The sequence below is a fragment of the Hyphomicrobiales bacterium genome (assembly GCA_039973685.1).
Classification (GTDB): Bacteria; Pseudomonadota; Alphaproteobacteria; order Rhizobiales; family JACESI01; genus JACESI01.
On the sequence record JBDWKL010000053.1, the window covers coordinates 26,391 to 50,257 of the forward strand.

General features: G+C 48.0%; 20 protein-coding genes. 9 read left to right on the top strand and 11 right to left on the bottom strand.

The genetic code is table 11. The features are described 5' to 3' along the window. Positions 1-3: 3 nt before the first annotated feature. From purL to ABJO30_14560, 4 genes are all read left to right on the top strand, one after another. The gene (purL, locus tag ABJO30_14545; protein MEP3234041.1) at positions 4-2,202 is read left to right on the top strand and encodes a phosphoribosylformylglycinamidine synthase subunit PurL; all 2,199 of its coding nucleotides are present in this window, start codon (positions 4-6) and stop codon (positions 2,200-2,202) included. A 34-nt stretch (positions 2,203-2,236) separates the two neighbouring features. Further along, positions 2,237-2,470, top strand: a complete 234-nt coding sequence (locus tag ABJO30_14550) for a BolA family transcriptional regulator (GenBank protein MEP3234042.1) — start codon at positions 2,237-2,239, stop codon at positions 2,468-2,470. Positions 2,471-2,507: 37 nt separating this feature from the next. After that, a complete protein-coding gene (gene grxD / locus ABJO30_14555; GenBank protein MEP3234043.1) occupies positions 2,508-2,840 on the top strand; it encodes a Grx4 family monothiol glutaredoxin in 333 nt (110 codons plus the stop codon). 267 nt (positions 2,841-3,107) lie between these two features. Continuing rightward, positions 3,108-3,653 carry a hypothetical protein gene (locus tag ABJO30_14560; protein MEP3234044.1) on the top strand — a complete coding sequence of 182 codons (546 nt, stop codon included), beginning with the start codon at positions 3,108-3,110 and terminating at the stop codon, positions 3,651-3,653. A gap of 150 nt (positions 3,654-3,803) precedes the next feature. Here ABJO30_14560 and ABJO30_14565 read toward each other — a convergent pair whose 3' ends face one another. Then, the gene (locus ABJO30_14565) at positions 3,804-4,280 is read right to left on the bottom strand and encodes an Lrp/AsnC family transcriptional regulator (protein MEP3234045.1); all 477 of its coding nucleotides are present in this window, start codon (positions 4,278-4,280) and stop codon (positions 3,804-3,806) included. Between the two features lie 141 nt (positions 4,281-4,421). On the opposite strand from ABJO30_14565, the gene ABJO30_14570 reads away from it, so the two are divergent. Next, a complete protein-coding gene (locus ABJO30_14570) occupies positions 4,422-5,459 on the top strand; it encodes a zinc-dependent alcohol dehydrogenase family protein (GenBank protein ID MEP3234046.1) in 1,038 nt (345 codons plus the stop codon). A 112-nt stretch (positions 5,460-5,571) separates the two neighbouring features. Beyond that, positions 5,572-6,756, top strand: coding sequence for an aromatic amino acid transaminase (locus ABJO30_14575; protein ID MEP3234047.1), 1,185 nt, complete (start codon positions 5,572-5,574; stop codon positions 6,754-6,756). 19 nt (positions 6,757-6,775) lie between these two features. Here ABJO30_14575 and ttcA read toward each other — a convergent pair whose 3' ends face one another. Further along, the gene (gene ttcA, locus ABJO30_14580) at positions 6,776-7,660 is read right to left on the bottom strand and encodes a tRNA 2-thiocytidine(32) synthetase TtcA (protein MEP3234048.1); all 885 of its coding nucleotides are present in this window, start codon (positions 7,658-7,660) and stop codon (positions 6,776-6,778) included. Positions 7,661-7,859: 199 nt separating this feature from the next. On the opposite strand from ttcA, the gene ABJO30_14585 reads away from it, so the two are divergent. Continuing rightward, positions 7,860-8,270 (top strand): DM13 domain-containing protein, encoded by a 411-nt coding sequence (locus ABJO30_14585; GenBank protein ID MEP3234049.1) that lies wholly within the window; start codon positions 7,860-7,862, stop codon positions 8,268-8,270. Between the two features lie 132 nt (positions 8,271-8,402). Here ABJO30_14585 and rpsD read toward each other — a convergent pair whose 3' ends face one another. The 3 genes from rpsD to ABJO30_14600 all read right to left on the bottom strand — a co-directional run bounded on the left by rpsD (position 8,403) and on the right by ABJO30_14600 (position 10,817). Beyond that, the gene (gene rpsD, locus ABJO30_14590) at positions 8,403-9,020 is read right to left on the bottom strand and encodes a 30S ribosomal protein S4 (GenBank protein ID MEP3234050.1); all 618 of its coding nucleotides are present in this window, start codon (positions 9,018-9,020) and stop codon (positions 8,403-8,405) included. A 191-nt stretch (positions 9,021-9,211) separates the two neighbouring features. Next, a complete protein-coding gene (murI, locus tag ABJO30_14595) occupies positions 9,212-9,988 on the bottom strand; it encodes a glutamate racemase (GenBank protein MEP3234051.1) in 777 nt (258 codons plus the stop codon). Continuing rightward, a complete protein-coding gene (locus tag ABJO30_14600; protein MEP3234052.1) occupies positions 9,981-10,817 on the bottom strand; it encodes an RNA methyltransferase in 837 nt (278 codons plus the stop codon). Before ABJO30_14600 ends, murI begins: the two co-directional genes overlap by 8 nt. A 160-nt stretch (positions 10,818-10,977) precedes the next feature. Between ABJO30_14600 and ABJO30_14605 the strand changes: the two genes are divergently transcribed. Beyond that, positions 10,978-12,189: an NADP-dependent isocitrate dehydrogenase gene (locus tag ABJO30_14605; protein ID MEP3234053.1), complete on the top strand. Its 1,212-nt coding sequence runs from the start codon at positions 10,978-10,980 to the stop codon at positions 12,187-12,189. A gap of 67 nt (positions 12,190-12,256) precedes the next feature. On the opposite strand, the gene ABJO30_14610 is transcribed toward ABJO30_14605, so the two are convergent. The 3 genes from ABJO30_14610 to recA all read right to left on the bottom strand — a co-directional run bounded on the left by ABJO30_14610 (position 12,257) and on the right by recA (position 16,656). After that, the gene (locus ABJO30_14610) at positions 12,257-12,502 is read right to left on the bottom strand and encodes a hypothetical protein (protein ID MEP3234054.1); all 246 of its coding nucleotides are present in this window, start codon (positions 12,500-12,502) and stop codon (positions 12,257-12,259) included. A gap of 145 nt (positions 12,503-12,647) precedes the next feature. Next, on the bottom strand, positions 12,648-15,302 hold the full coding sequence (gene alaS / locus ABJO30_14615) for an alanine--tRNA ligase (GenBank protein ID MEP3234055.1): 2,655 nt from the start codon (positions 15,300-15,302) through the stop codon (positions 12,648-12,650). Between the two features lie 259 nt (positions 15,303-15,561). Next, on the bottom strand, positions 15,562-16,656 hold the full coding sequence (gene recA / locus ABJO30_14620; GenBank protein ID MEP3234056.1) for a recombinase RecA: 1,095 nt from the start codon (positions 16,654-16,656) through the stop codon (positions 15,562-15,564). 550 nt (positions 16,657-17,206) lie between these two features. Here recA and ABJO30_14625 point away from each other — a divergent pair. Continuing rightward, positions 17,207-18,211, top strand: a complete 1,005-nt coding sequence (locus ABJO30_14625; protein ID MEP3234057.1) for a radical SAM protein — start codon at positions 17,207-17,209, stop codon at positions 18,209-18,211. Between the two features lie 30 nt (positions 18,212-18,241). Here ABJO30_14625 and ABJO30_14630 read toward each other — a convergent pair whose 3' ends face one another. The 3 genes from ABJO30_14630 to ABJO30_14640 all read right to left on the bottom strand — a co-directional run bounded on the left by ABJO30_14630 (position 18,242) and on the right by ABJO30_14640 (position 23,808). Continuing rightward, complete coding sequence (locus tag ABJO30_14630; GenBank protein MEP3234058.1) at positions 18,242-19,549, bottom strand: lipopolysaccharide biosynthesis protein; 1,308 nt, start codon at positions 19,547-19,549, stop codon at positions 18,242-18,244. Positions 19,550-19,797: 248 nt separating this feature from the next. Continuing rightward, a complete protein-coding gene (locus ABJO30_14635) occupies positions 19,798-21,018 on the bottom strand; it encodes an aminopeptidase P family protein (protein ID MEP3234059.1) in 1,221 nt (406 codons plus the stop codon). Positions 21,019-21,216: 198 nt separating this feature from the next. After that, positions 21,217-23,808, bottom strand: a complete 2,592-nt coding sequence (locus ABJO30_14640) for a response regulator (GenBank protein ID MEP3234060.1) — start codon at positions 23,806-23,808, stop codon at positions 21,217-21,219. Between the last annotated feature and the right edge of the window lie 59 nt (positions 23,809-23,867).

Consider the following 23,867-nt stretch of genomic DNA (forward strand, 5'->3'; position numbering starts at 1 on the left):
CCCGTGACAAATTCTATTGAAATTACTGATGATCTAATTGCTGAACACGGCCTCAAACCGGATGAATATCAGCGTATCCTCGATCTTATTGGCCGTGAGCCGACCATTACCGAGCTTGGTATCTTCTCGGCCATGTGGAATGAGCACTGCTCTTATAAATCCTCCAAAATTTGGCTAAAAACACTGCCGACAACGGGTGACTGTGTCATCCTTGGGCCAGGCGAAAATGCAGGCGTGGTGGATATTGGCGACGGTCAGGCTGTCATCTTCAAAATGGAAAGCCACAACCACCCGTCATACATTGAGCCTTATCAGGGTGCTGCCACTGGTGTTGGCGGCATTTTGCGCGATGTCTTTACCATGGGCGCACGCCCCATCGCTGCCATGAACGCGCTTCGCTTTGGTGAAGCAGATCACCCTAAAACCAAGCACCTTGTATCTGGTGTTGTTTCAGGCGTTGGCGGATACGGCAATTCTTTCGGCGTACCAACAGTGGGCGGCGAAGTTGAATTCCATGAACGCTATAACGGCAACATCCTCGTAAACGCTTTTGCTGCTGGCCTTGCTGATACGGACAAAATCTTCTTGTCAGAAGCCAAAGGCGTCGGCCTTCCCGTTGTCTATCTCGGTGCGAAAACGGGCCGTGACGGTGTTGGTGGCGCAACCATGGCCTCTGCTGAATTTGGCGATGACATTGACGAGAAACGCCCAACCGTTCAGGTCGGTGACCCGTTCACCGAGAAATGCTTGCTTGAAGCTTGTCTTGAACTGATGAAAACGGGTGCTGTGATCGCCATCCAAGATATGGGTGCTGCTGGTCTTACCTGTTCTGCCGTTGAAATGGGTGCAAGTGGTAATTTAGGCGTCGAGCTAAACCTCAACAACGTGCCTGTGCGTGAAGAGCGCATGACACCTTATGAGATGATGCTATCTGAGAGCCAAGAGCGCATGCTTATGGTGCTTGATCCATCAAAAGAAGAAGTCGCCTCAAAAATCTTTGAAAAATGGGGCCTCGACTTTGCGATTGTTGGCGTCACCACAGATGATCTACGCTTCCGCATTATGTTTGATGGCGAAGAAGTTGCAAACTTGCCGATCAAAGAACTTGGCGATGAAGCACCAGAATATGACCGCCCTTGGACCGAGCCACCAAAGCCCGCGCCAATTCCTGACGTAAAGATGCCAGAAGGCCAAGCGGTGTCCGATTTGATTGTAAAGCTAATCGGATCAGCAAATGGCAGTTCACGCCGTTGGGTCTATGAGCAATACGACACCTACATCCAAGGCAATTCAGCTCAACGCCCTGGCGGTGATGCAGGCGTGGTACGTGTTCCTGATAGAGATGGTAACGATACCAAGAAAGCGCTCGCTTTCTCCTCAGACGTAAACCCTGTCTATTGCGAAGCAGACCCCTATGAAGGCGGCAAGCAGGCTGTAGCCGAAGTATGGCGCAACCTTTCAGCTGTCGGCGCTGAGCCACTCGCTTCAACCGACAATCTCAATTTCGGCAACCCAGAACGTCCAGAAATCATGGCGCAATTCGTTCATGCCATTAAGGGCATTGGCGAAGCATGTCGCGCTCTCAATTTCCCGATCGTCTCTGGCAATGTGTCTTTATATAACGAGACTAACGGCGTTGGCATTTTGCCGACCCCAACCATGGCCGGCGTTGGCATTTTGCCAGATGTTGATCAAATGGCGACTGTTGCCTTTAAAAATGACAATGACGCTGTGCTGCTTGTCGGTGGTCACGGTTCGCATATGGGCCAAACCCTAGCCCTTCGTGAACTAACAGGCGGCGACTTTGGTCCACCGCCTTCTGTCGATCTTGAATTAGAGAAGAAAAACGGCGATTTCGTTCGTGACATCATCCGCAAAGGTCTTGTGACTGCTTGCCATGATATTTCATCAGGCGGCCTTGGTGTTGCGGTTGCTGAAATGGCAATTAAAGGCGATATCGGCGCTTCAATCACCCTACCCGGTGACGCTGCAACCGCCCTCTTCTCAGAAGATCAAGCGCGCTATGTCATCACCTGTACACGCGAACAACGCGATGCCGTGTTAGACACCGCTGAGAAAGCAGGCATTGAAATTGAAGCCATTGGTAAGACTGGCGGCAATAATCTTGAAGCTGGTGGTACGATTTCTCTTGAAACCTTGCGCGAAGCATATGAAGGTTGGTTCCCAGAATTTATGGGCTGAACGAGCTTTTTTAAAAACGGATGGAGACGTTTCAATGCCAATGAGTGCGGCTGATATTGAGAGCATGATCAAGGAAGCGCTTCCTGATGCCGAGATCGTGATAGAGGATTTAGCAGGTGATGGTGATCATTATCGTGCTAATGTGGTCTCCGAAGCGTTTAAGGGCAAAACCCGTGTGCAACAGCACCAACTGGTTTATGATGCGCTTAAAGGAAATATGGGTGGCGTCCTGCACGCCCTTGCATTACAGACAAGTGCACCCAAGTAGTAGATAGACACAAAACGACGACTCCAAGGAGATCGAAATGAAAGAATTCATCGAAGGCGAAGTGAAAGCAAACGACATGGTGCTTTTCATGAAGGGCACCCCGAACTTCCCACAATGCGGATTTTCTGGCCAAGTCATCCAAATTTTGGACTATCTCGGCACTGATTACAAAGGCATTAACGTGTTGGAAGACGATGACCTTCGCCAAGGCATCAAAGATTTCTCAAACTGGCCAACCGTTCCACAGCTCTACATCAAAGGTGAGTTTGTAGGCGGCTGCGACATTATCCGTGAAATGTTCCAAGCAGGCGAGCTTCAAAGCTACCTAGAAGAACAAGGCATCCCTATGGAAGGCCAAGCAACGGCGTAACGCTGGCTTAGCTATCGAATTTAAAAACCCGCCTTTCGGCGGGTTTTTTATTGGGCAGGTTCCTCCCTACTTCGCCATTACCTGACTTAATCTAGTAATCCAGTAATCCAGTAATCCAGAGTAGCGCAGCAGAATTCATCACATCAGACAAGTTTGCTAAATGGCGGCTATGCGGACTTTTCTGCCGTTGCCGATTTTTGTTCTAAAGTGCATATTTGCTCAAATTGGTAACAATCTCAAAGCCGATTTATTGTAAGAATTATTATTATGTTTAATTTTGAACTCTTTTGGCAGGAATTTGATTACATCATCGATGAAATAAGTAATCATGGCATGTGTTTTTTCGTAGGTTATTTACCGAGCATATCGAATGATAATATGGATGCTGGGCTGCGCGCTCTTACTGACGCACCATTAAAAGCAGATTTGCGTAACTCTGTATGGTCAGATAGTTCGGTGGAGCAAGAACGGAGACGGAGTTATTCAGCAGAAGAGTACCTCGAACTTTTTAAAAGTGGAAAGATCACAATGCTCAATGCTGAATATCGACCCACACAATGCGGTCTCCAGCTTCACCTAAAACTGATGATAGATAAACGTGATGATAAGTTGGACTTGGAAAATATTTCCTATCGCGAGCCAATACTCAGTTGCGATGAGCCTAAGCGCGGAGTAAAGACTGCGGCAACTGAATTCGTTAGACTCAAAAAACTATTTGATGGAGAGGTTTTGTTTGTGGGGCCTGACACCCTCAATTATCCGGATGACACAGGAACGCATCCAAAAGAATGGATTAAAATTGTGACAAACTAAATTTGGTTTTCCGAATGTCCAACTTGGGCTCGAAGCGGACTTTAACACCCCTAACCCAGCCCCCCTACTCAGACGCTTTCATCGTTCGTAAGCTTTGGCGACATAGTGACCAAACATCTAGCACCCCCAAAAAGCTGCTGTTTGCTTCATTCAAGCCTTAACAGCTCTAATGGGCAATTTGCTTGACGCTTTCATTTCCTTCAATGATAGGTTTGAGCGAATGCTCGATATACCGGGCAACCGCCGCAGGGTTTTATCAACGAAAGCGCTGTAATCGTCCAAATCGCGGGCCACCACAATCAACAAGAAATCATCTTCACCCGTTGTGTTATGGCAAGAGAGGATTTGAGGCGTCGCTTCGATAATCCGTTGAAATTCCGCCATCGAGGCTTGATCGTGCTCTGAGCAACTGATTTGAACGAACGCCATGACCCCAAGGCCCAGTTTGCGGCGGTTCACGTTGGCTTGATATCCTTCAATAACGCCCATTTCTTCAAGCCGCTTAAGCCGCCGCCAACAGGGGGTCTCTGTCATTTGAAGCTGTTCAGCCAATTTTGCGTTGGTCATGCGACCATCTTGTTGCAAGAGGTCGAGGATATGAGCGTTCGTAGCGTCAATTTCAAACATAAGCTAGAAATCCCTATATTATAATGTTTTTATAGCATGAATTGCCCTATTCATGGACAAACAAGGGGAGTTTAGCAAGGTGATTTCTAAATTCAGTATTATAAACCTTCTTATCTAGTCCACATGTTGAAAGATCCTGTCATGAAAGCTGTTCTGTTCGAAAAATTCCAAGAAGCGCCCAAAGTGGTCACCGTGGATGATCCGACCCCGCAGTCACACGGCGTTATTGTGAAAGTCGAAGGAACGGGAGTTTGCCGCAGTGATTGGCATGGCTGGATGGGCCATGACAGCGATATTGATCTGCCTCACATCCCAGGCCACGAATTGGCAGGTGTGATTGCTGCTGTGGGTAAGGATGTCACCAATTGGAAAGCTGGCGACAGAGTGACGGTGCCGTTTATTTGCAGTTGCGGTACATGCAGTGAGTGTCACGCAGGCCATCAACAAGTTTGTTTGCATCAAGAACAGCCCGGCTTCACCCATTGGGGCAGCTTCGCAGAATATGTCGGGATACATCAGGCAGATTTAAATGTGGTGGCGCTGCCAGAGGAGATGGATTTCGCGACTGCTGCCAGCCTTGGTTGTCGTTTTGCAACGTCATTTCGGGCCGTTGTAGACCAAGGCAAGGTATCTGCAGGACAATGGGTCGCAGTCCATGGCTGCGGCGGCGTTGGCCTTTCAGCCGTGATGATTGCCAATGCGATTGGAGCCAATGTCATTGCTGTCGATATCGATCCAGCCAAGCTTGCACTGGCCAAGGAATTTGGCGCGGTCGCCACGATCAACGGAGCTGTGGAAGATGTTGCACCAGCAATACACGATGTAACAAAGGGCGGTGCCCATGTATCGTTAGATGCACTAGGCCACCCAACAACAATGACCAATTCAATCCTTTGCCTGCGCCCTAGAGGCAAACACATTCAGGTCGGTTTGATGTTGGGCGAGCATTCCACCCCCAATGTGCCGATGCCTAAAATTGTTGGGCAAGAGATTGAAATTTTGGGATCCCACGGAATGCAAGCGCACCGCTATGGGGCGATGCTGGATATGGTCAAAAGCGGCAAGCTGGATCCAGCTCAGCTGGTGGGAGACAAAATCGGGATAAACGATGCACCACAGGCGCTTATGAATATGGATAAATTTGCCTCCGTCGGCGCCACCGTTATTTCGAGTTTCTAAGGGGTGGAAAAGATTGCTTTCATCGGCACCACTAACTTTGCAAACGACACTTTGCGCTGCCACCATCGCAGCCTGACATGATCACGCCATAGAGCTGGGAAAAGGATAAGATATGTTTGATCAAGTTGAGGACTATCCTGTCGACCCAATCATGATCGGGGCAAACTATTTCGCACAGGACCCGCGCCAAGATAAGCTAAACCTAACTGTCGGTATCTACCAAGATGACGCAGGTCAAACCCCCGTTCTAAAGGCCGTGAAACTGGCTGAAAAGCAGGTAATGGAAACCCAGACCAGCAAATCCTACCTCGCCCTAACTGGTGATGCAGACTATTGCAGCGTGCTTGGGAAAGCCTTGATGAGCACGGCTTACGATGACGAGTGGGTTGCAGCACAGACCTCTGGTGGGGCGGTTGCTTTGCGCGTTATGGCCGATCTCTTGTCTCAAATGCCGCAAAAACCCACGATCTGGTTGCAAACCCCGACATATGGAAACTACGAGCCAATCATGAATGCCGCTGGCGCACATTATTCGCATGTGCCCTATTATGATGCCATCGAACGCAAGATCACTTTTGAGCAAATGCTAGACGGTTTCAAAGCAGCTAAATCGGACGATGTATTTTTGATGCAAGGGGTATGTCACAACCCGACCGGCGCGGACATGACGGCTGAGCAATTTGATACAGTACTGGACTTGTTAGAGGCAAAGGGCATCATCCCATGGATTGATTTGGCCTACCTAGGTTTTGGGCAAAACTTCGAAGCTGACTGCACCATGGCCCGTAAAATCGCGGCAAGGTTTCCCGAATGTATCATTTGCATCACCTTGTCGAAATCCTTTGGCATCTACCGAGACCGTGCAGGCGCTTTGTTCATCAAAACAAAAAACGCCGACCGAGCCCGCGTTGAACGCGCCGTATCTGCCATCGTGCGATCTGGGGCGTCTCATGCGCCAGATCATGGGCCATCTGTGGTGCGCACGATCTTGCAAGATCAAGATTTAAAGAAACTCTGGCTTGAAGAACTTGATTTGATGCGCGTAAGAGTAGCAAAGGTGCGCCAAGAGGTGAGTGCTAAAGAGCGTGATACCTTTGGAACGGACACATTGTCTTACATTGCGGAGCAATCGGGCATGTTCTCCCTGTTGCCGCTTACCAAGCCACAAGAAATCGCGCTGACGCGTGATCATGGAATTCATGTTGTCAGTGGTGGACGGGTCAATCTCGCCCGCCTCAGCCCTGAAGATATAAGCAAACTAACCAATGCAGTGCATGATGTGATGTTGCGGGCTTAAACATTACTTGAGCAAGTTCTCACTCAGCCGCCTCACCTTTCGCCAATCCATCCAAAGACAGCCCCGCGAAATCAAACAGCTTCCGGTCCAGTAAATGTGACGGGCGGGCATTGGTGAGGGCTCGGATCATCACGTCTTTGCGGCCTGGCATCTTCGCTTCAATGTCACTCAGCATTTGCTTCATGAGATTGCGTTGCAGCCCATCTTGCGAGCCACAGAGGTCACACGGGATGATGGGGAATTCCATGCCGTTAGAAAACTTCTCAATATCTTCCTCCGCACAATAAGAAAGCGGGCGCATCACAAAGAGATCGCCTTCATCATTCACAAGCTTTGGCGGCATGGAGGCCAAACGCCCGCCGTGGAAGAGATTGAGGAAGAAGGTTTCCAAAATATCATCACGGTGGTGACCAAGGATGACAGCAGAGCAGCCCTCTTCTCGTGCGATTCTGTAAAGATTGCCGCGCCTTAATCGTGAGCATAGCGCGCAATAAGTCGAGTTCTCCGGCACTTTCTCTTTGACGATTGAATAAGTATCCTCCCGCACGATCCGGTTTGGGATGTCATATTTTTCAAAGAATGCTGGCAATATGTGCTGCGGGAAACCGGGTTGCGCCTGATCTAAATTGCAAGCCAAAAGCTCAACGGGCAAAACGCCGCGCGATTTCAAATCGAGCAAAAGCGAGAGCAAAGTATAGGAATCCTTCCCTCCAGAAAGACAAACCAGCCACTTCTGACCCTCTTGCACCATGCCGAAATCATCCATCGCGGCTTGCATTTGCCGCAAAAGGCGCTTGCGCACTTTCTTAAATGTAACAGAGGACGGTGCGGTTAAAAACAATGGATGGCATACATCCATGCTCTCAGTTTCCGGCGTAACTATTGGGTCTAATGCTTTGCTCATAAGGCTTTTTGTCAGTCCCACCCTTCATCGTCAACTGTTGAAATGATGGAATAAGCCAGGCTTTGACTATCACCAACATTGACATAGCCTCACGCCTGTTCAAGTCCTCGTGAGTAATTGTCATAACACGTGCTTTGGTAATTTCTCATCTATGACTACATTTAACCCACTTGAAACTAATTTACAGGGGAGAGCAATCATGTCTCTTACACGTCGTCAATTCGCAGGTCTTACCGTTGGTGCAGCTGTTGCTGTTACAACTGGTTCAGTACCAGCACTTGCAGGTTCAAAACGCACTGGTTCACTTAGCGGCCGTAAAGGTTACAAAGTTAAGGGTTCAGTGACTGTTAAAAAATCAGGTAGCGGAACAAAAGTTATTCTAGGTAGCGATTACCTATTTGACCCTACAAAAAACCCACCAGACATCAAAATTGGTTTCGGTAACGGCGAGCAATACGCTAAAGGCTCAAAAATTCACGATGCCCTTACAGTGAAAAAAGGTGAAGCAACATTCACCGTGCCTGCAGGTATCGATACAAGCAAATATAAAGAGCTATACATCTACTGCGAAAAATTCACAGTGATCCTAGCTGTTGCACCTCTTAGCTAAGCTTTCGAGCTTCTAAGAAAACTTTTAAAGCCACCCAGTTTTCTGGGTGGCTTTTTTTATTCAGCACAAACAGACAGCAATAAAAAAGGCCGCCCATGAGGCGGCCTTTTTGAATTCTGGTTTTGTCTAACCTTAGCGAGAATAAAACTCGACCACTAGGTTTGGTTCCATCACTACTGGGTAAGGAACGTCAGACAATGTAGGCACACGCACAAGGCTTGCAGCCATTTTGTTGTGATCTGCTTCAACATATTCAGGAACTTCACGCTCTGTGAGGCCTGTTGCTTCAATCACCATGATAAGCTGCTTAGAGCTTTCTTTCACTGCGATCACGTCGCCAACTTTACAACGGTAAGATGGAATGTTCACCTTCTTGCCGTTCACTGTCACATGACCGTGGTTAACGAACTGACGTGCAGCAAAAACAGTTGGCACGAACTTCGCGCGATAGATCATCGCGTCAAGACGGCGCTCTAGAAGACCAATTAGGTTTTCTGATGTATCGCCTTTCAAACGAACAGCTTCACCGTAGATGCGGCGGAATTGTTTTTCTGAAATGTTGCCGTAGTAGCCTTTAAGCTTCTGTTTTGCACGAAGCTGTAGACCGAAATCTGAGAGTTTGCCTTTGCGGCGCTGACCGTGCTGGCCTGGGCCATAATCGCGACGATTTACCGGGCTCTTTGGACGACCCCAGATATTTTCGCCCATGCGGCGGTCAATTTTATACTTAGCTTGTTCACGCTTTGCCATCGTGGTTTCCTTGATTAGGTTTTAAGAAACACGCCCTCCTTTTCCTTCTCTCTATTGAGAAAAAGACGACAGAAACTCCAGCAGCGGTGCCATCATTTCACGGGGGTCACCTGCTCCCTTTGAAGCAAGTGGCGGAGATATATGGGGACTCAGTTTAAATGTCAACCAAACGGGCGGTTTTAAGACCCTATTTAAGCAGAATATCGCGCGACCAAACCCGTGGGAAAATCTGCACCAGAGGTAAACTCAAATCGGGGAGCCCGCGCCTTACCATCAAAGGTTGGTAAAAGGTCTGCCACCCGCCGCGCAATAGCAGAACCAGAATCAACAAACGTCACCTGCCAAGGTGCCAATTTCTCAAACAAGCCAAGCAAAAGTGGATAGTGTGTGCAAGCAAGAACGATCACATCTGTGCGGCGCTCATCTTGTTCCTGAAAACACGGCAATATCTCGCGAAAAATATCATCCTCATCAATTGGCTCACCTGCCATATGTTGATCAGCAAGGGCTGCCAGATGGGGGGAACCAACAAGAGTAATGTCTTGGTGGGTTGCAAATGTATCAATCAACGCTTGCGTATAATCCCGCTTCACTGTGCCAGGTGTTGCAAGCACAGAAATCATGCCATTTTTTGAAAGGTTTGCCGCAGGTTTAATAGCAGGAACAGTGCCAACGAACTCAATATCATGGGCTTCTCTCAAAACGGGCAGAAGCGCGGTTGAGGCTGTATTACAGGCAATCACAGCAATGTCAGGCTTAAAGCGTTCGATCAACGTCGCCATCGTCTCAGCACAATGATCAATCAGCGCACTTTCTTCCCAATCACCGTAAGGAAAGCCAACATCATCAGCCACATAGACATGATTGCAGTTTGGCAAAGCTTCGCGCAGATGTTGAAACACCGACAAGCCGCCAAAACCAGAATCAAAGGTTAGAACCGTTTTGGCCTCCCCCTGCACGTCACTCATCGCTCGTGTTGCCTTCTTCTTCATCCTTATTAAGAGCCGCTAAATCTGCCAACTGCCCGCGTGTCTTGCGCCGATCCAGTGCTGCAATCACCCCACGAAAATTTCTTGCTTCAATTTGGGTGAAGTTCGCTTTTGATAAGGTAAGACGTAAATTTTGGGTCAAAGGCTCCCGCCGCCCTTCTGGATAAAAATAATCCACGCGGTCCAGCGCCTCAACCATGTGATCAAGCAGTCCAACCATATCTTCACGGGTCGCTGGTTCAATTTCGCGGGTTTCAAAGCCGATTTCCACATCCACAGCATCATGAGCGCGTTTGGTCTGCATCCACTCATAAGACATCAACAACACAGCTTGCGCGATATTGAGCGAGGCAAAAGCTGGATTAACAGGAAATGTGACGATTTCATTTGAAAGGCCAACTTCCCAGTTTTTAAGCCCCCAACGTTCGCGACCAAATAAAATACCGCATTTTTCCCCCTGCTGCTCTCGCTTTAACAAGCCTTCGGCGGCGGCCCGTGGTTCTGAGACAGCTTTGTTCATGTCACGCTCTCGCGCCGTTGTTGCCAGCACAAAATGAAGATCCGCAATCGCCTCTTCCAGCGTTTCGAAAACCTGAACACTATCAATAACATGATGCGCTCCGCTGGCCGCATTGCGTGCGGGTTCAGACGGCCAACCGTCACGCGGATTGACCAATCGCAAGTCAGACAATCCAAAATTTGCCATAGCGCGTGCCGCAGTACCAATATTTTCGCCTAATTGCGGCTCGACGAGAATGACCACAGGTCCGCCCGTTAGCAGTGTTTTGTCTTTTGCTGTGCCTGACATTTCCATTACCTTGATCAAGATTGAGGTGGGTTTAACAAAGCCAATCGTCAGAACCAACAGATTTTTGACTAAAGAGGTCTTTCAGCAAAGCCTTTGCTTTGTTATAGGGGGGGCGAAACAAGCCTGCATCTCCTCGCAGGCAGCGCCAAAGAGGTATATTATGGATAAAATTAAGGTAGCAAACCCAGTCGTCGAGCTAGACGGCGACGAGATGACACGGATCATTTGGGCATTCATCAAAGAAAAGCTCATTCACCCGTATCTCGATGTGGACCTTCACTACTACGACCTCGGTGTTGAAGAACGTGATCGTACAGATGACCAAATCACAATCGATTCGGCTGAAGCCATCAAAAAGTATGGCGTTGGCATCAAATGCGCGACCATCACACCAGATGAAGGCCGTGTTGAAGAGTTTAACCTCAAGCAAATGTGGCGTTCGCCAAACGGCACAATCCGTAACATTCTTGGTGGCGTTATTTTCCGCGAGCCTATCATCTGCGAAAACGTTCCTCGTTTGGTTCCAGGCTGGACACAGCCAGTGATTGTTGGCCGCCACGCATTTGGTGATCAATACCGCGCGACGGATTTCAAATTCCCAGGCAAAGGCAAAATCACCATGAAGTTCGTTGGTGAAGATGGCACAGAAGAAGAATACGACATCTTTGATGCCCCTTCTTCAGGTATCGCAATGGGCATGTACAACCTTGATAACTCAATCGTTGATTTCGCCCGCGCTTCATTGAACTACGGCCTTCAGCGCAATGTGCCTGTATACCTTTCAACGAAGAACACCATCATGAAAATTTATGACGGTCGTTTCAAAGACATCTTTGAAGAAATCTACCAAGCAGAATTCAAAGAAAAATTTGACGCTGCTGGCATCATCTACGAACACCGTTTGATTGATGACATGGTTGCATCAAACCTTAAATGGTCTGGTGGTTATGTTTGGGCTTGTAAAAACTATGATGGCGATGTGCAGTCTGACACGGTTGCTCAAGGCTTCGGTTCACTCGGTCTCATGACATCTGTATTGATGACGCCAGACGGCAAAACTGTGGAAGCAGAAGCAGCCCACGGCACAGTGACACGTCACTACCGTCAGCACCAAAAAGGTGAAGAAACATCGACCAACTCAATCGCTTCCATCTTCGCTTGGACACGTGGCCTTGCTCACCGTGCCAAACTTGATGAGAACGAAAAATTGGCGAAGTTTGCTAAAACTCTTGAAGAGGTTTGCGTCAACACAGTTGAAACAGGCTTTATGACAAAAGACTTGGCTTTGTTGATCGGCCCAGATCAGCCATGGCTCTCAACAATCGGCTTCCTTGATAAAGTTGATGAGAACCTTCAAAAAGCAATGAGCTAATAGCTCAGCTTCGAATACCCGAAGCTTTTGATATACAAAATAAAACACCGCCTTTATGGCGGTGTTTTTATTTATTCAAAACGATATTGCCTATGAGTTTTTCAATCTGCTTGTCACTCAACTTAATATCTTGATCAATTTGTTTTTGACTGCGGTCTTTTTTAAGTGAATCGCGAACTGTCGATTTAATTTTGATCACATTTTTTGATTTAACTGGCAAAAAAGTAAACTCGGCAACCTTGAAATCAGCCAATGAAATGCTGGGATACAGCAAAGAACTAACGACAAAACTCATTACAACGATACGTTTCATTTCTATTCCTACGAGACTTTCCAACAATTCACAGATCGACGATGCATCAACGCGCTATTTGTTAGCTGAATAACTCTAATGCATCAACTCAACAGTTGGCTTAGCGTCTCTTTCTCAATTTAGGAAAGTTGGTTTTGTAACAACCTCAAAGCATCAAGCGAATTGCTTCAACAGCTGCTTCTGCTTTTTCTGCATCAGGACCACCGGCTTGTGCCATATCAGGTCGGCCACCGCCACCTTTGCCACCGAGTGCTTCAGAGCCTGCACGGACCAAATCTACAGCGCTAAATTTGTCTGTTAGATCTGATGTCACGCCGACGACGATGCCAGCTTTACCATCTTCAGAAACACCAACAAGCGCAACGACACCAGACCCTAGCGTCTGCTTGGCTTCGTCAACAATGCCCTTCAGCTCTTTCGGCGCAATACCCTGCACAACACGACCAATAAACTGAGTTCCATTGACGTCCACAGGCTTGTCATCCGTCTGCCCTGCTCCGCCTGAAAGGGCCAATTGCTTCTTGGCATCTTTCAACTCTTTTTCAAGGCGTTTGCGTTCTTCAACAAGGGTTGAAATGCGCGATGATACATCGCCCACACCGACCTTCAGCAAGGAGGCAATTTCTTTGAGTTGGCGATCTTGTGCGCCAAATTCTTCACGGGCGCGATCTGCTGTGAGAGCTTCTAAACGACGAACGCCTGCAGCGCTTGCCGATTCTTGCACGAGTTTCACAAGACCAATATCGCCGGTGCGTTTTACATGGGTGCCGCCGCATAATTCGAGCGAATAAATGTCGCCTGCCTTATCGCCTTCATCCACAAGCCCCATGGATACGACACGAACTTCGTCGCCATATTTTTCACCAAACAGCGCCATAGCGCCCGCTTCAATCGCATCATCCACAGCCATGACGCGAGTGGAAACCTCAGCATTTTGCAAGATGATGTTATTGGCGATTTCTTCTACGCGGATGAGCTCTTCTTCGCTCATTGGTTTTGGATGCGAGAAATCAAACCGCAGTCGCTCATCAGAGACAAGCGAACCTTTTTGAGCCACATGGTCACCCAGCACTTCGCGCAAGGCTTCGTGTACTAAGTGAGTGGCAGAGTGATTTGCCCGAACGCGGGTTCTGCGCTGATGATCGACATCAAGCTCCACGGCATCATCAATGGACAACGCACCGCTTTCCATTTTGCCGTGATGAACGAAAACACCATCAGCTTTCTTTTGCGTATCGGTTACGCGGAAAAGATTGTCGCCAACGCGAACAGAACCATGATCACCAACCTGACCACCCGATTCCCCGTAGAACGGTGTTTGGTTGAAGATGATCGCGCCGCTATCACCAGCATTAAGCGTTGAAACTTCTGCCCCATCTTTGACGATGGCCGTCACAACGGCTTCTGCCTGTTCCATTTCGTAGCCCAAGAATTCAGTGACACCGAGGCGTTCACGCAGGGTGAGCCAAATAGTCTCCGCCGCTGCATCACCAGACCCCGACCAAGAGGCGCGCGCTTCTGCTTTTTGACGCTCCATCGCCGTTTTAAAGCCATCAAGGTCGACGTCAATTTCACGGGCACGCAAAGCATCTTGCGTTAGATCAAGTGGAAAACCATATGTGTCATAGAGTTTGAAGGCTGTCTCACCGTCTAGCTCATCACCAGCGCTGAAGCTTGATGTTGCATCATCAAGCAAGCCAAGGCCGCGCGACAATGTTTTGCGGAAACGTTCTTCTTCAAGCTTCAATGTTTCAGTGATCAATGCTTCACCGCGCACCAATTCTGGATAGGCCTGCCCCATCTCAGAAATGAGCGTTGGAACCAAGCGATAGACAAGTGGATCCTTCGAACCAAGCAAGTGAGCATGGCGCATGGCACGGCGCATGATACGACGAAGCACATAGCCGCGCCCTTCATTGGAAGGCAACACACCATCTGCAATCAAAAAGCTAGTCGCCCGCAAATGGTCAGCGATGACCCGGTGGCTTGCTTGTGTTTCGCCCTCGGCCTTAACGCCGGTTAGATCAACGGATGCTGCGATTAACGATTGGAATAAATCCGTGTCGTAATTGTCGTGCTTTCCTTGCAAAAGCGCTGCAATACGTTCAAGGCCCATGCCCGTATCAATGGACGGTTTTGGCAGATCGATGCGCTCATCTTTTGAAATTTGTTCATATTGCATGAACACCAAATTCCAAATCTCGATGAAGCGGTCGCCATCTTCTTCTGCACTGCCGGGAGGTCCGCCCCAAATATGATCGCCGTGATCATAAAAAATTTCCGAGCAAGGACCGCAAGGCCCTGTTTCGCCCATTGACCAAAAATTGTCTGACGTGGCGATGCGGATGATGCGCTCTTCTGGCAGGCCCGCAATTTTTTGCCAAAGTTTAAATGCTTCATCGTCATCGTGATAGACGGTCACGAGCAAACGGTCTTTGTTGATTTCAAAATCGCGGGTGATCAAATTCCACGCATGTTCGATCGCTTGGTCTTTGAAATAATCTCCGAATGAGAAATTACCCAGCATTTCAAAAAATGTATGATGGCGAGCGGTATATCCGACATTATCAAGGTCGTTATGCTTACCGCCAGCGCGCACGCATTTTTGCGATGTTGCAGCTCTTGGGTAAGTGGGTTTTTCAAGGCCAGTAAAATAATTCTTGAACGGCACCATGCCCGCATTAGTGAACATCAAGGTTGGATCGTTGCGTGGAACCAATGGTCCAGAGTTGACCACTTCATGGCCCTCACCGCCGAAATAAGACAGGAAGCCTTTTCTAATATCGTTGACACCCGTCATTGCACTTACGTCTCCAGCTTGCTTGCTCAATTGATCGCAAAATCATGAATGATCAAATGACCATTTTTCTTCTCACTATTCTCAGGCCTACTTCTTAGTAAGAGCCGCGGGGCTTGTCCACTAAGAACACGCACCAACACCACAAATGAAAACGGGATATGCGTATGATAGCGCATATCCCGTGTTCATCTGGTCTCATTCTTGTTTAGCCAATGTGTTTAAGCAAGGAACACATTGAGCCATGAAAAAGCTTGTCGCTTTATTCCAAATCATCCCCATCAGGACTGTCAACTTCAGGTTCAGGCGAGCCTTCTTCCAAGAATTTTTCAGCGATTAATCCAGCATTCTGCCTGATCGCCGTTTCAATCTCATTGGCCAAATCAGGATTATCAGTCAGGAACTGTTTCGAATTTTCTCGTCCCTGCCCTAGCCGTTGACTGTCATAAGAGAACCAAGAACCAGATTTTTCGACAAGCCCTGCTTTCACACCAAGATCAAGCAGCTCGCCAGTCTTGGAAACGCCTTGGCCATACATGATGTCAAATTCAACTTGCTTGAATGGCGGCGCAACTTTGTTTTTCACCACTTTCACGCGGGTCTGGTTACCTGTCACCTCATCACGCTCTTTGATCGCGCCAATACGGCGAATGTCCAATCGAACAGATGAATAGAATTTCAGCGCATTACCACCTGTTGTGGTCTCAGGGCTACCAAACATCACACCGATTTTCATACGAATTTGGTTGATGAAGATCACCATTGTACGCGAGCGCGCAATAGATGCTGTGAGTTTACGAAGCGCTTGGCTCATCAACCGTGCTTGCAAACCAGGCAGACTATCGCCCATATCGCCTTCAATCTCCGCACGAGGTGTGAGAGCAGCAACAGAATCGATCACCAAAATATCAACCGCACCTGAGCGCACCAATGTGTCGGTAATTTCCAAAGCCTGCTCACCTGTATCAGGCTGAGAGATCAAAAGTTCATCAAGATCAACACCAAGCTTGCGAGCATAAACAGGATCAAGTGCATGTTCCGCATCAACGAAGGCACAAATGCCACCCGTCTTTTGTGCTTCTGCTATGGTATGAAGAGCAAGCGTTGTTTTACCAGATGATTCAGGTCCATAAATCTCGATAATACGTCCGCGTGGCAAACCACCAACACCAAGCGCAATATCAAGCCCCAAAGAGCCTGTTGATACTGTTTCAATATCAAGTTCTGTGCCCGCTTTACCAAGCTTCATAATCGAGCCTTTGCCGAAAGCTCGCTCAATTTGACCTAAAGCCGCATCTAGCGCCTTTGTTTTATCCATGCTGGTACCTTCCACCAATCGCAATGCATTTTGGCCCACGATAATCCCCTTTATTTTTCACACAAGTTGGTTGTAATCATTTTTCAAGCACTGCTTGACTTGAGAACAATGTACCACTTTTGTTCTCATTTTACAACACCCATACAAGTTATTGAAATATATGGACTAATATACTTTTATTCATTTTTTGTTCACGGTCATTTTCCCCCGCAATTCAGGACAAACAAACCTGTTCATAGTTTCTAAAACACACGCCAACACCTAAGAAGCCTGCGTTTGCCTCATGCCTTACGATCAAACATGTGAATTGGGCCAGAGAATCAGTATAAATTTTGGTTGTTCGCAATGATGCTCCGCCGTTAAAGCATTGAGGCAAAACTTGATTGGCGTCCGATCGCCTGCACGATGATCATACAAAGGGCTCTTTTTAGTGAACAATTTTGAATGCGCTAAGCTTAAATGCCTGCTTTGTGTGCATGACATTAGATTGATGGTGAGATAATAACGATTGTGCCAATTTCTGCTTCTTGTGATAATGAGGAAATGATAACCCTTATTCTCAGCGACTAAAGGGCTTCTAGAATATTTCATGGAAAATTTGACTTATAAAGATGCGTTGCAAGACGATGAGAAGACAGAACCAACGGAAACAGCCCTTGTAAAACGTCCGGCTGAGAAGTTTGTTGACCCCTATATCACTGCAAAAGGGGAAGAGCGTGGCTTTGTGGATTTGAACACTCTCGATACGCTGTGGATCAACACCGGCACCCTTTGCAACATTGAATGCGTGAATTGCTATATCGAATCGTCGCCCCGCAACGATCGTCTAGTCTACATCACCCATGATGAGGTTCTCGCCTATCTTGATGAGATCAAAAGCGACAAGCTTGGCACGAAGGAAATTGGCATAACCGGCGGCGAACCGTTTATGAACCGCGACATTCTCAAGATCATGACATCTTGCTTAGAGCGCGGATTTAACCTGATTGTCCTCACAAACGCCATGCGCCCTATGATGCGCTTTACCGAGCAGCTAATTGAGTTGAACGAGCGCTTTGGCGACCAGCTAACGCTACGCATCTCCGTCGATCACTATTCGCCTGAACTGCACGAAGAAGAACGTGGCCCCAAAACATGGGAACCGATGCTCAAGGGCCTCACATGGCTCTCTCATAACAAGTTTAATATCGACATTGCTGGCCGCACCCGCTGGGGCGAAGATGAAGACGAACTTCGTGCTGGCTATGCAGGCTTATTTACTGAGAATGATATTCAATTAGACGCATCAAGCCGCAAGCAACTGGTGCTCTTTCCTGAGATGGAACCAAACAAAGAAGTACCGGAAATCACCAACGAATGCTGGGGCATTTTGAACGTGGATCCCAAGTCTATCATGTGCGCAAGCTCACGCATGGTTGTGAAGCGCAAAGGGGCGGACAAACCTGCCGTTATCGCCTGCACATTGCTTCCTTATGAAGATGAATTTGAATTCGCTTCAACCTTGAAAGAAAGCAGCAAACGGGTGCAGCTCAATCATTCGTTTTGTTCGAAATTCTGTGTGCTTGGCGGTGGTGCTTGTAGCGTTTCAGAATAGCTGCACTATCAATTTGATCAGATGAAGTCGTTACGAGCGAACAACAGGTGTCGCCGTTAAAAACCGCAAGACTGTGCCATCAAGGCCGGTCAGGCGTTTTGCGCTGGTTGCAAGCAGCAAAGCCATCAACACCAGTGAAAATGTTGCGCCAATTGCCGCCCCATAAATGCCCCATATAGGAACCAACACCACAAAACCAACAAGGCGTGTTGCGACACTAATTGCGAGCGCTTTCAGATAGTTCTTCTCATATCCAGTTACCATCAAAATAACAGGAGAGGCACCAATCGCTGTAACGCTTGCGGTGCCGAGACACAAAACCATCAACACACCATAAAATTCAACATATTCAGCACCAAATATACCAAGTGCCCACTCACCTAGAACTGCGACACACAACAAACCACCCAAGACAATTAAGCCCGTCATAAAGGCCATGGTTTTAAGGGTTTGCGCCATCTCGTTTTCAAGCTTGTGATAATAGTTATGCGGGATCTTTTTGGAACCGAACGCATGCATAGCAGAAGCTGCTGTTAAAAATACATTCGCTAATCTAGTCGCAATAAAGTAGATGCCTGCAGCCATAGGGTTCATCAAGATACCAAGCAAAACAACATCAAGATATTGATTAGAGCTTTCTAGCAAGCTGGCGCCCCAAAGACTTACAGATGTAGAGCGCCACTTTTTAAAGTCGTAACCGGCTTTTGCCTCCAAAACGGCAGGGAAATCTCTTTTGATTCTAAAGTAGACTGCGGTCAAAAGACCAATCACGCCCACAAAGTTCGAACCAGCCATAATGAATAAAATACTGGTGTTAGAAAAATCCCCAAGGAAGAAAAGGGACAAACCCAATACAATGATAACAGGGGCCAGCACGAGAATATCTCGATTACCATCACCAACAAGAACACCAAAAACAACGCGCCCTATATGAGTGGTAAATGCTAAGAGGGTCAAACTGGCAACAAAAAGCCCAACAGCCACGCCAAGCCCTGCACTTTCTGACACCCCAAAATAAGTACCAAGAACAATGCCCGCTAACGCCCCGCCAAACAAACAAGTGAAAAATCCTGAAAGGATGCCTCCCTTGACCATCGATGAATTATTGGATGCTCCATGTTCATTCCAGATGCGAATGACCATCATTTCCTGACCAAAGGCTGCAAGCACCATCATCATGGACGCTGCGCTCAAAATAATGGCGAATGTACCAAATTCATCACCTGAACGGGTGTTGGAGGCCAAAGAAAACAACAAAAAGGAACAAGCTGCAGCGCACGCTTTCAACAAAACAGCAGAAACGATCCCTACCAGGTTCTCGTTTTTGGTGGCTTTCATGATAGGTCGAAAGGTTCGGTTCATAAACGTAATGCTTTAATTTGGCAGTACTCGACGCATCTTCAAAAAAGATACGACCCCACACCGCTCGTCCCAAGAACTCAGAACTTACCACCTTAAAGTTAATTATGAGATATACCTGCCTAAACGGGCACCGAAAAATTTCAGCTAGGTAAACCAACGCCTAACAAAGCCGTCACATCGACAAACATTCCTAAAAACCTTTGCCGATGTAACTATTTTTTCGATTAACAAGCGATGATATTATGCTCAGGCCCATAAGGGAAACCTGTAATATTTTCAGCACTTTGCGCGCCAATTACCAAAATATCATGCTCCCTATATCCACCTGCACCCGGCATGCCTTCAGGCAACCAAATCATCGGCTCCATGGACACAACCATATTCGGTTCCAAGACTGTATCGATATCCTCTCGAAGCTCTAGCCCCGCCTCGCGACCATAGTAGTGGGACAGAACGCCGAAGGAGTGGCCGTATCCGAAGGAGCGGTACTGCAGAATATCAAGCTCCTCTGCCCGTTCATTCAGCTCAGCGCAAATTCCAGAACATGAGGCACCCGGCTTGATCAGTGAAAGCCCATATTCATGAAGCGCCACATTAGCTTCCCATGCTTTCAAACTTGCATCATCCACTTCACCAACAAACAAGGTCCGTTCAAGCGCGGTGTAATAACCTGAGATCATAGGGAATGTGTTGAGGCTTAGAATATCGCCCCGTTCAAGCTTGCGGCAAGTTACAGGGTTGTGCGCTCCATCAGTATTCAAACCCGATTGAAACCAAACCCAACTATCGCGCATTTCGCTATCTGGAAACGATTGAGAGATCGCAAGCTCCATCGCATCGCGCCCTGCCATGGCCACATCAATTTCACGAACACCAATACCAATCGCATCACGAACCGCCTCCCCGCCAATATCGGCAATGCGGGCGGCTTCTGTGATCAGGGTAATTTCTTCAGCAGACTTCACCATCCGCGCTTCCATAGTAGCAGATGAAATATCAATCACATCAGGCGCATTGAGCATGGATGCCAGTGTTTCGCGCATTGCCAGCGTCATATGGTCCGCCTCGATACCAAGCCGCTTTTGAGGGCCAAGAACGTGAGCGACAGCTCGCCAATAGTTATCCCTGCGCCAATCTGTATAAATTAGATTGTCACCGAACGACCGCCGCCACGGTTGGCCAGCGTCAATATTGGCGGAAATGGTGGTGCATTGATCTTTCGTCACCACACAGCCGTAAGCGCGCCCAAATGAGCAATATAAGAAGCCGCTATAATAAGCGATGTTATGCATGCTGGTCAGCAATACGGCCTCTAAACCCTGCTGATCCATAATGGAGCGCAAAGTTTTAAGTCGTCTTTCATATTCCACATTAGAAAACGGCAGTCGAGCTTTCTCACCATTATGCGAGACAAAGAAATCAGGTCGTGTTTGAGAATTTGGCATAATGCTCTCCCAATTGCACCGGGCATTTGGTCAAGCAACCCGGTAAAAATCCGGGCGTACAGGACAGTGAAAAAACTGCGCTAGGGCAGCAAAAACACATGCTCATGTGCGACAACGCCATCATCGCGAGCTAGTCCATTTAAAACGAAATTTTTCAAAAGGCAATAAAATTCCATCGCCTAAAGAATAGCGATAGCCTTACAGCACTTCAGAACCATCCAGCACTTCTTTCACCTTGGTCGCCAGTTGCTTCAAAGAGAATGGCTTCGGCAAGAAGTGGAATTTCTCCCCTTCTGCAAGGTGTTTTTCAAATGCTTCTTCTGCGTAGCCTGACACAAAGATGATCTTCAAATCTGGGCGCACTTTACGCAGCTCACCCAACAAAGTCGGGCCATCCATTTCCGGCATCACAACGTCAGAGACAACAAGGTCAATTTCGCCTTCCACCTCTTCCATCACCTCAAGAGCGTGAACACCACTGGAGGCTTCATGAACGGTATATCCGCGCGCTTGGAGGGCACGGGCGGAAAACGCACGAACGGCTTCTTCATCTTCCACCAAAAGAATGCTGGCAGAACCAGATAGATCACGTGGCGGCTCCACCACTTGAACTTCTTCCTCGACCTCTTCTTGAATGTGGCGTGGCAGCAAGATTTTAAAACTTGTGCCCGTCCCAATTTCACTGACTGGATAAACATAGCCACCAGTTTGCTTGATAATGCCATAAACAGTCGCAAGCCCAAGCCCTGTCCCCTTGCCCACATCTTTGGTCGAGAAGAACGGTTCAAAGATCTTAGCCATGACCTCTTCCGTCATGCCCGTGCCTGTATCCGTGACATTGATCACCACATATTCAGCAGCAATCAGCCCCTTCATTTGCAGTGGGTCACACTCTGCAGGTGTAAGATTGTAAGTTGAGATAGTTAGATCACCGCCATCCGGCATCGCATCGCGGGCGTTGACGGAAAGGTTGATGATCACTTGCTCAAGCTGGTTGAGGTCAGCCTTCACCGCCCATAAGTCGCGGCCATGAGTGACAGATAGACGAACATTTTCACCCAGCAAACGCTCAAGCAAGATACTCAAATCTTCAATCACATCACGAAGATCAATAACCGTTGGTCGCAACGTTTGGCGACGTGAGAATGCAAGCAACTGACGAACAAGTCCGGCCGCACGGTTTGCATTATTTTTGATGTTCATAATGTCTTGGAACGACGGGTCACTCGGTCCGTGATTTTGCAGCATAAGGTCTGAAAACCCGATGATCGCCGTCAACATGTTGTTAAAGTCGTGCGCGATACCGCCAGCAAGCTGGCCAATTGCCTGCATCTTCTGGCCTTGGGCAAATTGTTGTTCAAGCGCGCGTTGCTGTGTGGTGTCTATCGCATAAACAACCGCCACTTCTTGGTCCGATGGACCTTGCGCTGCGATGCCTGTTACCGCACTGATGAACAAACGCGCATTGCCTTGCTCTTCGCCAGTCAAGGCTGCATCAACCGGTTGAATCTCGCTTTGCTGATCCATTGCCGCCCCAATAGCGGATGTCAGCTTTTCATGATCCGTGTCAGAAATCAGGTCGAGCAGTTGCACTTGATTGTCTTCCAAGGCTCCCGTTTGGAACTGACGAATGAAAGCGGCATTGGCACGCGCCAATCGACCTTGGCGGTCAATGCCTGCAATCGCAATCGGTGCAGAATTAAAGAACCGTTGGAACCGAGCGCCGCCATCAACATTGGCGTCGTCCATTTGCTCAATATTTGAACGATTAAGAACAACGGTCCGCGTTGGGCCTGGCGCACCATCAGCTTTAAACGGTGTCAAATGCAGCAATCGAACAGGCAGGCTTTGGCCACTGCGTTTAACAAAATCAAGATCAATAGTCTCAGTACGCACTTCGCCTGGAGATGCCTTCACCGCATTCAACAGCGCAGCGCCATCGCCACGTACGATGCTGTGAAGATGCAGTTTACCCGGTTCAAACTCAGTGAGGTCTAGCCCCAACCAACCAGCAAGCGTTGCGTTGAGATAAGTGATCTTGCCATCAGATTGTGCGGAGAAGAAACCAGCCGGAGCGTGATCAAGATAATTGATGACATTTTGCAATTCTTGGAAGGCAAACTCTTGGTCTTCGCGATCGCGAGTAATGTCTTCGACACGCCAGATAGTTCTGGCTTCCATGTCAAGTTTATCGTTGTTCGCTGAACGCACTGGACGCACCGAAATACGGTACCAACGCGGTTCGTTCGTATCTTGGTTTGTTTCACCAATCGCATTTTCCAAGCGAACTTCTTCGCTAACAGGACGCCCTTCACTGGCCGCAACAGAAAGCCTGAAAATGGGTTCTGAAAGCCCCTCTTCCAAACCAAATACCCGCTCTACAGAGCGAATGTCTTGCTCCGTCACCGCACCAATAAGTTTGGCATAGGTGAGATCTGCAAAAATCATCTGGCCATCTTTGTTGGTGATGGTGTGTGCACCTTCTAAAGATTCCAAAAACGGATATTCATGGCGGCGCACTGGCGCACCTTCGCCAAAGCGTAACAAACCAACGGCTGCTGCAAACAAGGTGAAAATACCGAAAACAGCTAAAACGCCCAAAATGAATAGCAAAAATGGGCGCGCCACTTCTTCACCAAGATAGATGAAGGTGCCAACGAGGGCCGCAATGAGAATGCCAATCAGGAGGAGCAAACCAACCCCTGATTTCTTCAACTGCATGCGCTGTTCGCCATAAGCAGGTACCAAGTTGTACTCGGTTTTTTCATTCTTGTTTTCGTTGGCGTTCACGGCACTTCGCCCTTTAAGGTAAAAATCAACTGATTCGATCTGATTTCGTTGGCATATTG

Coding starts and splice junctions, on each gene's coding strand:
- ABJO30_14550 (MEP3234042.1), top strand. CDS start 2,237: ATGCCAATGAGTGCGGCTGATATTGAGAGCATGATCAAGGAAGCGCTT.
- grxD (MEP3234043.1), top strand. CDS start 2,508: ATGAAAGAATTCATCGAAGGCGAAGTGAAAGCAAACGACATGGTGCTT.
- ABJO30_14560 (MEP3234044.1), top strand. CDS start 3,108: ATGTTTAATTTTGAACTCTTTTGGCAGGAATTTGATTACATCATCGAT.
- ABJO30_14565 (MEP3234045.1), bottom strand. CDS start 4,280: ATGTTTGAAATTGACGCTACGAACGCTCATATCCTCGACCTCTTGCAA.
- ABJO30_14570 (MEP3234046.1), top strand. CDS start 4,422: ATGAAAGCTGTTCTGTTCGAAAAATTCCAAGAAGCGCCCAAAGTGGTC.
- ABJO30_14575 (MEP3234047.1), top strand. CDS start 5,572: ATGTTTGATCAAGTTGAGGACTATCCTGTCGACCCAATCATGATCGGG.
- ttcA (MEP3234048.1), bottom strand. CDS start 7,660: ATGAGCAAAGCATTAGACCCAATAGTTACGCCGGAAACTGAGAGCATG.
- ABJO30_14585 (MEP3234049.1), top strand. CDS start 7,860: ATGTCTCTTACACGTCGTCAATTCGCAGGTCTTACCGTTGGTGCAGCT.
- rpsD (MEP3234050.1), bottom strand. CDS start 9,020: ATGGCAAAGCGTGAACAAGCTAAGTATAAAATTGACCGCCGCATGGGC.
- murI (MEP3234051.1), bottom strand. CDS start 9,988: ATGAGTGACGTGCAGGGGGAGGCCAAAACGGTTCTAACCTTTGATTCT.
- ABJO30_14600 (MEP3234052.1), bottom strand. CDS start 10,817: ATGTCAGGCACAGCAAAAGACAAAACACTGCTAACGGGCGGACCTGTG.
- ABJO30_14605 (MEP3234053.1), top strand. CDS start 10,978: ATGGATAAAATTAAGGTAGCAAACCCAGTCGTCGAGCTAGACGGCGAC.
- ABJO30_14610 (MEP3234054.1), bottom strand. CDS start 12,502: ATGAAACGTATCGTTGTAATGAGTTTTGTCGTTAGTTCTTTGCTGTAT.
- alaS (MEP3234055.1), bottom strand. CDS start 15,302: ATGACGGGTGTCAACGATATTAGAAAAGGCTTCCTGTCTTATTTCGGC.
- ABJO30_14625 (MEP3234057.1), top strand. CDS start 17,207: ATGGAAAATTTGACTTATAAAGATGCGTTGCAAGACGATGAGAAGACA.
- ABJO30_14630 (MEP3234058.1), bottom strand. CDS start 19,549: ATGAAAGCCACCAAAAACGAGAACCTGGTAGGGATCGTTTCTGCTGTT.
- ABJO30_14635 (MEP3234059.1), bottom strand. CDS start 21,018: ATGCCAAATTCTCAAACACGACCTGATTTCTTTGTCTCGCATAATGGT.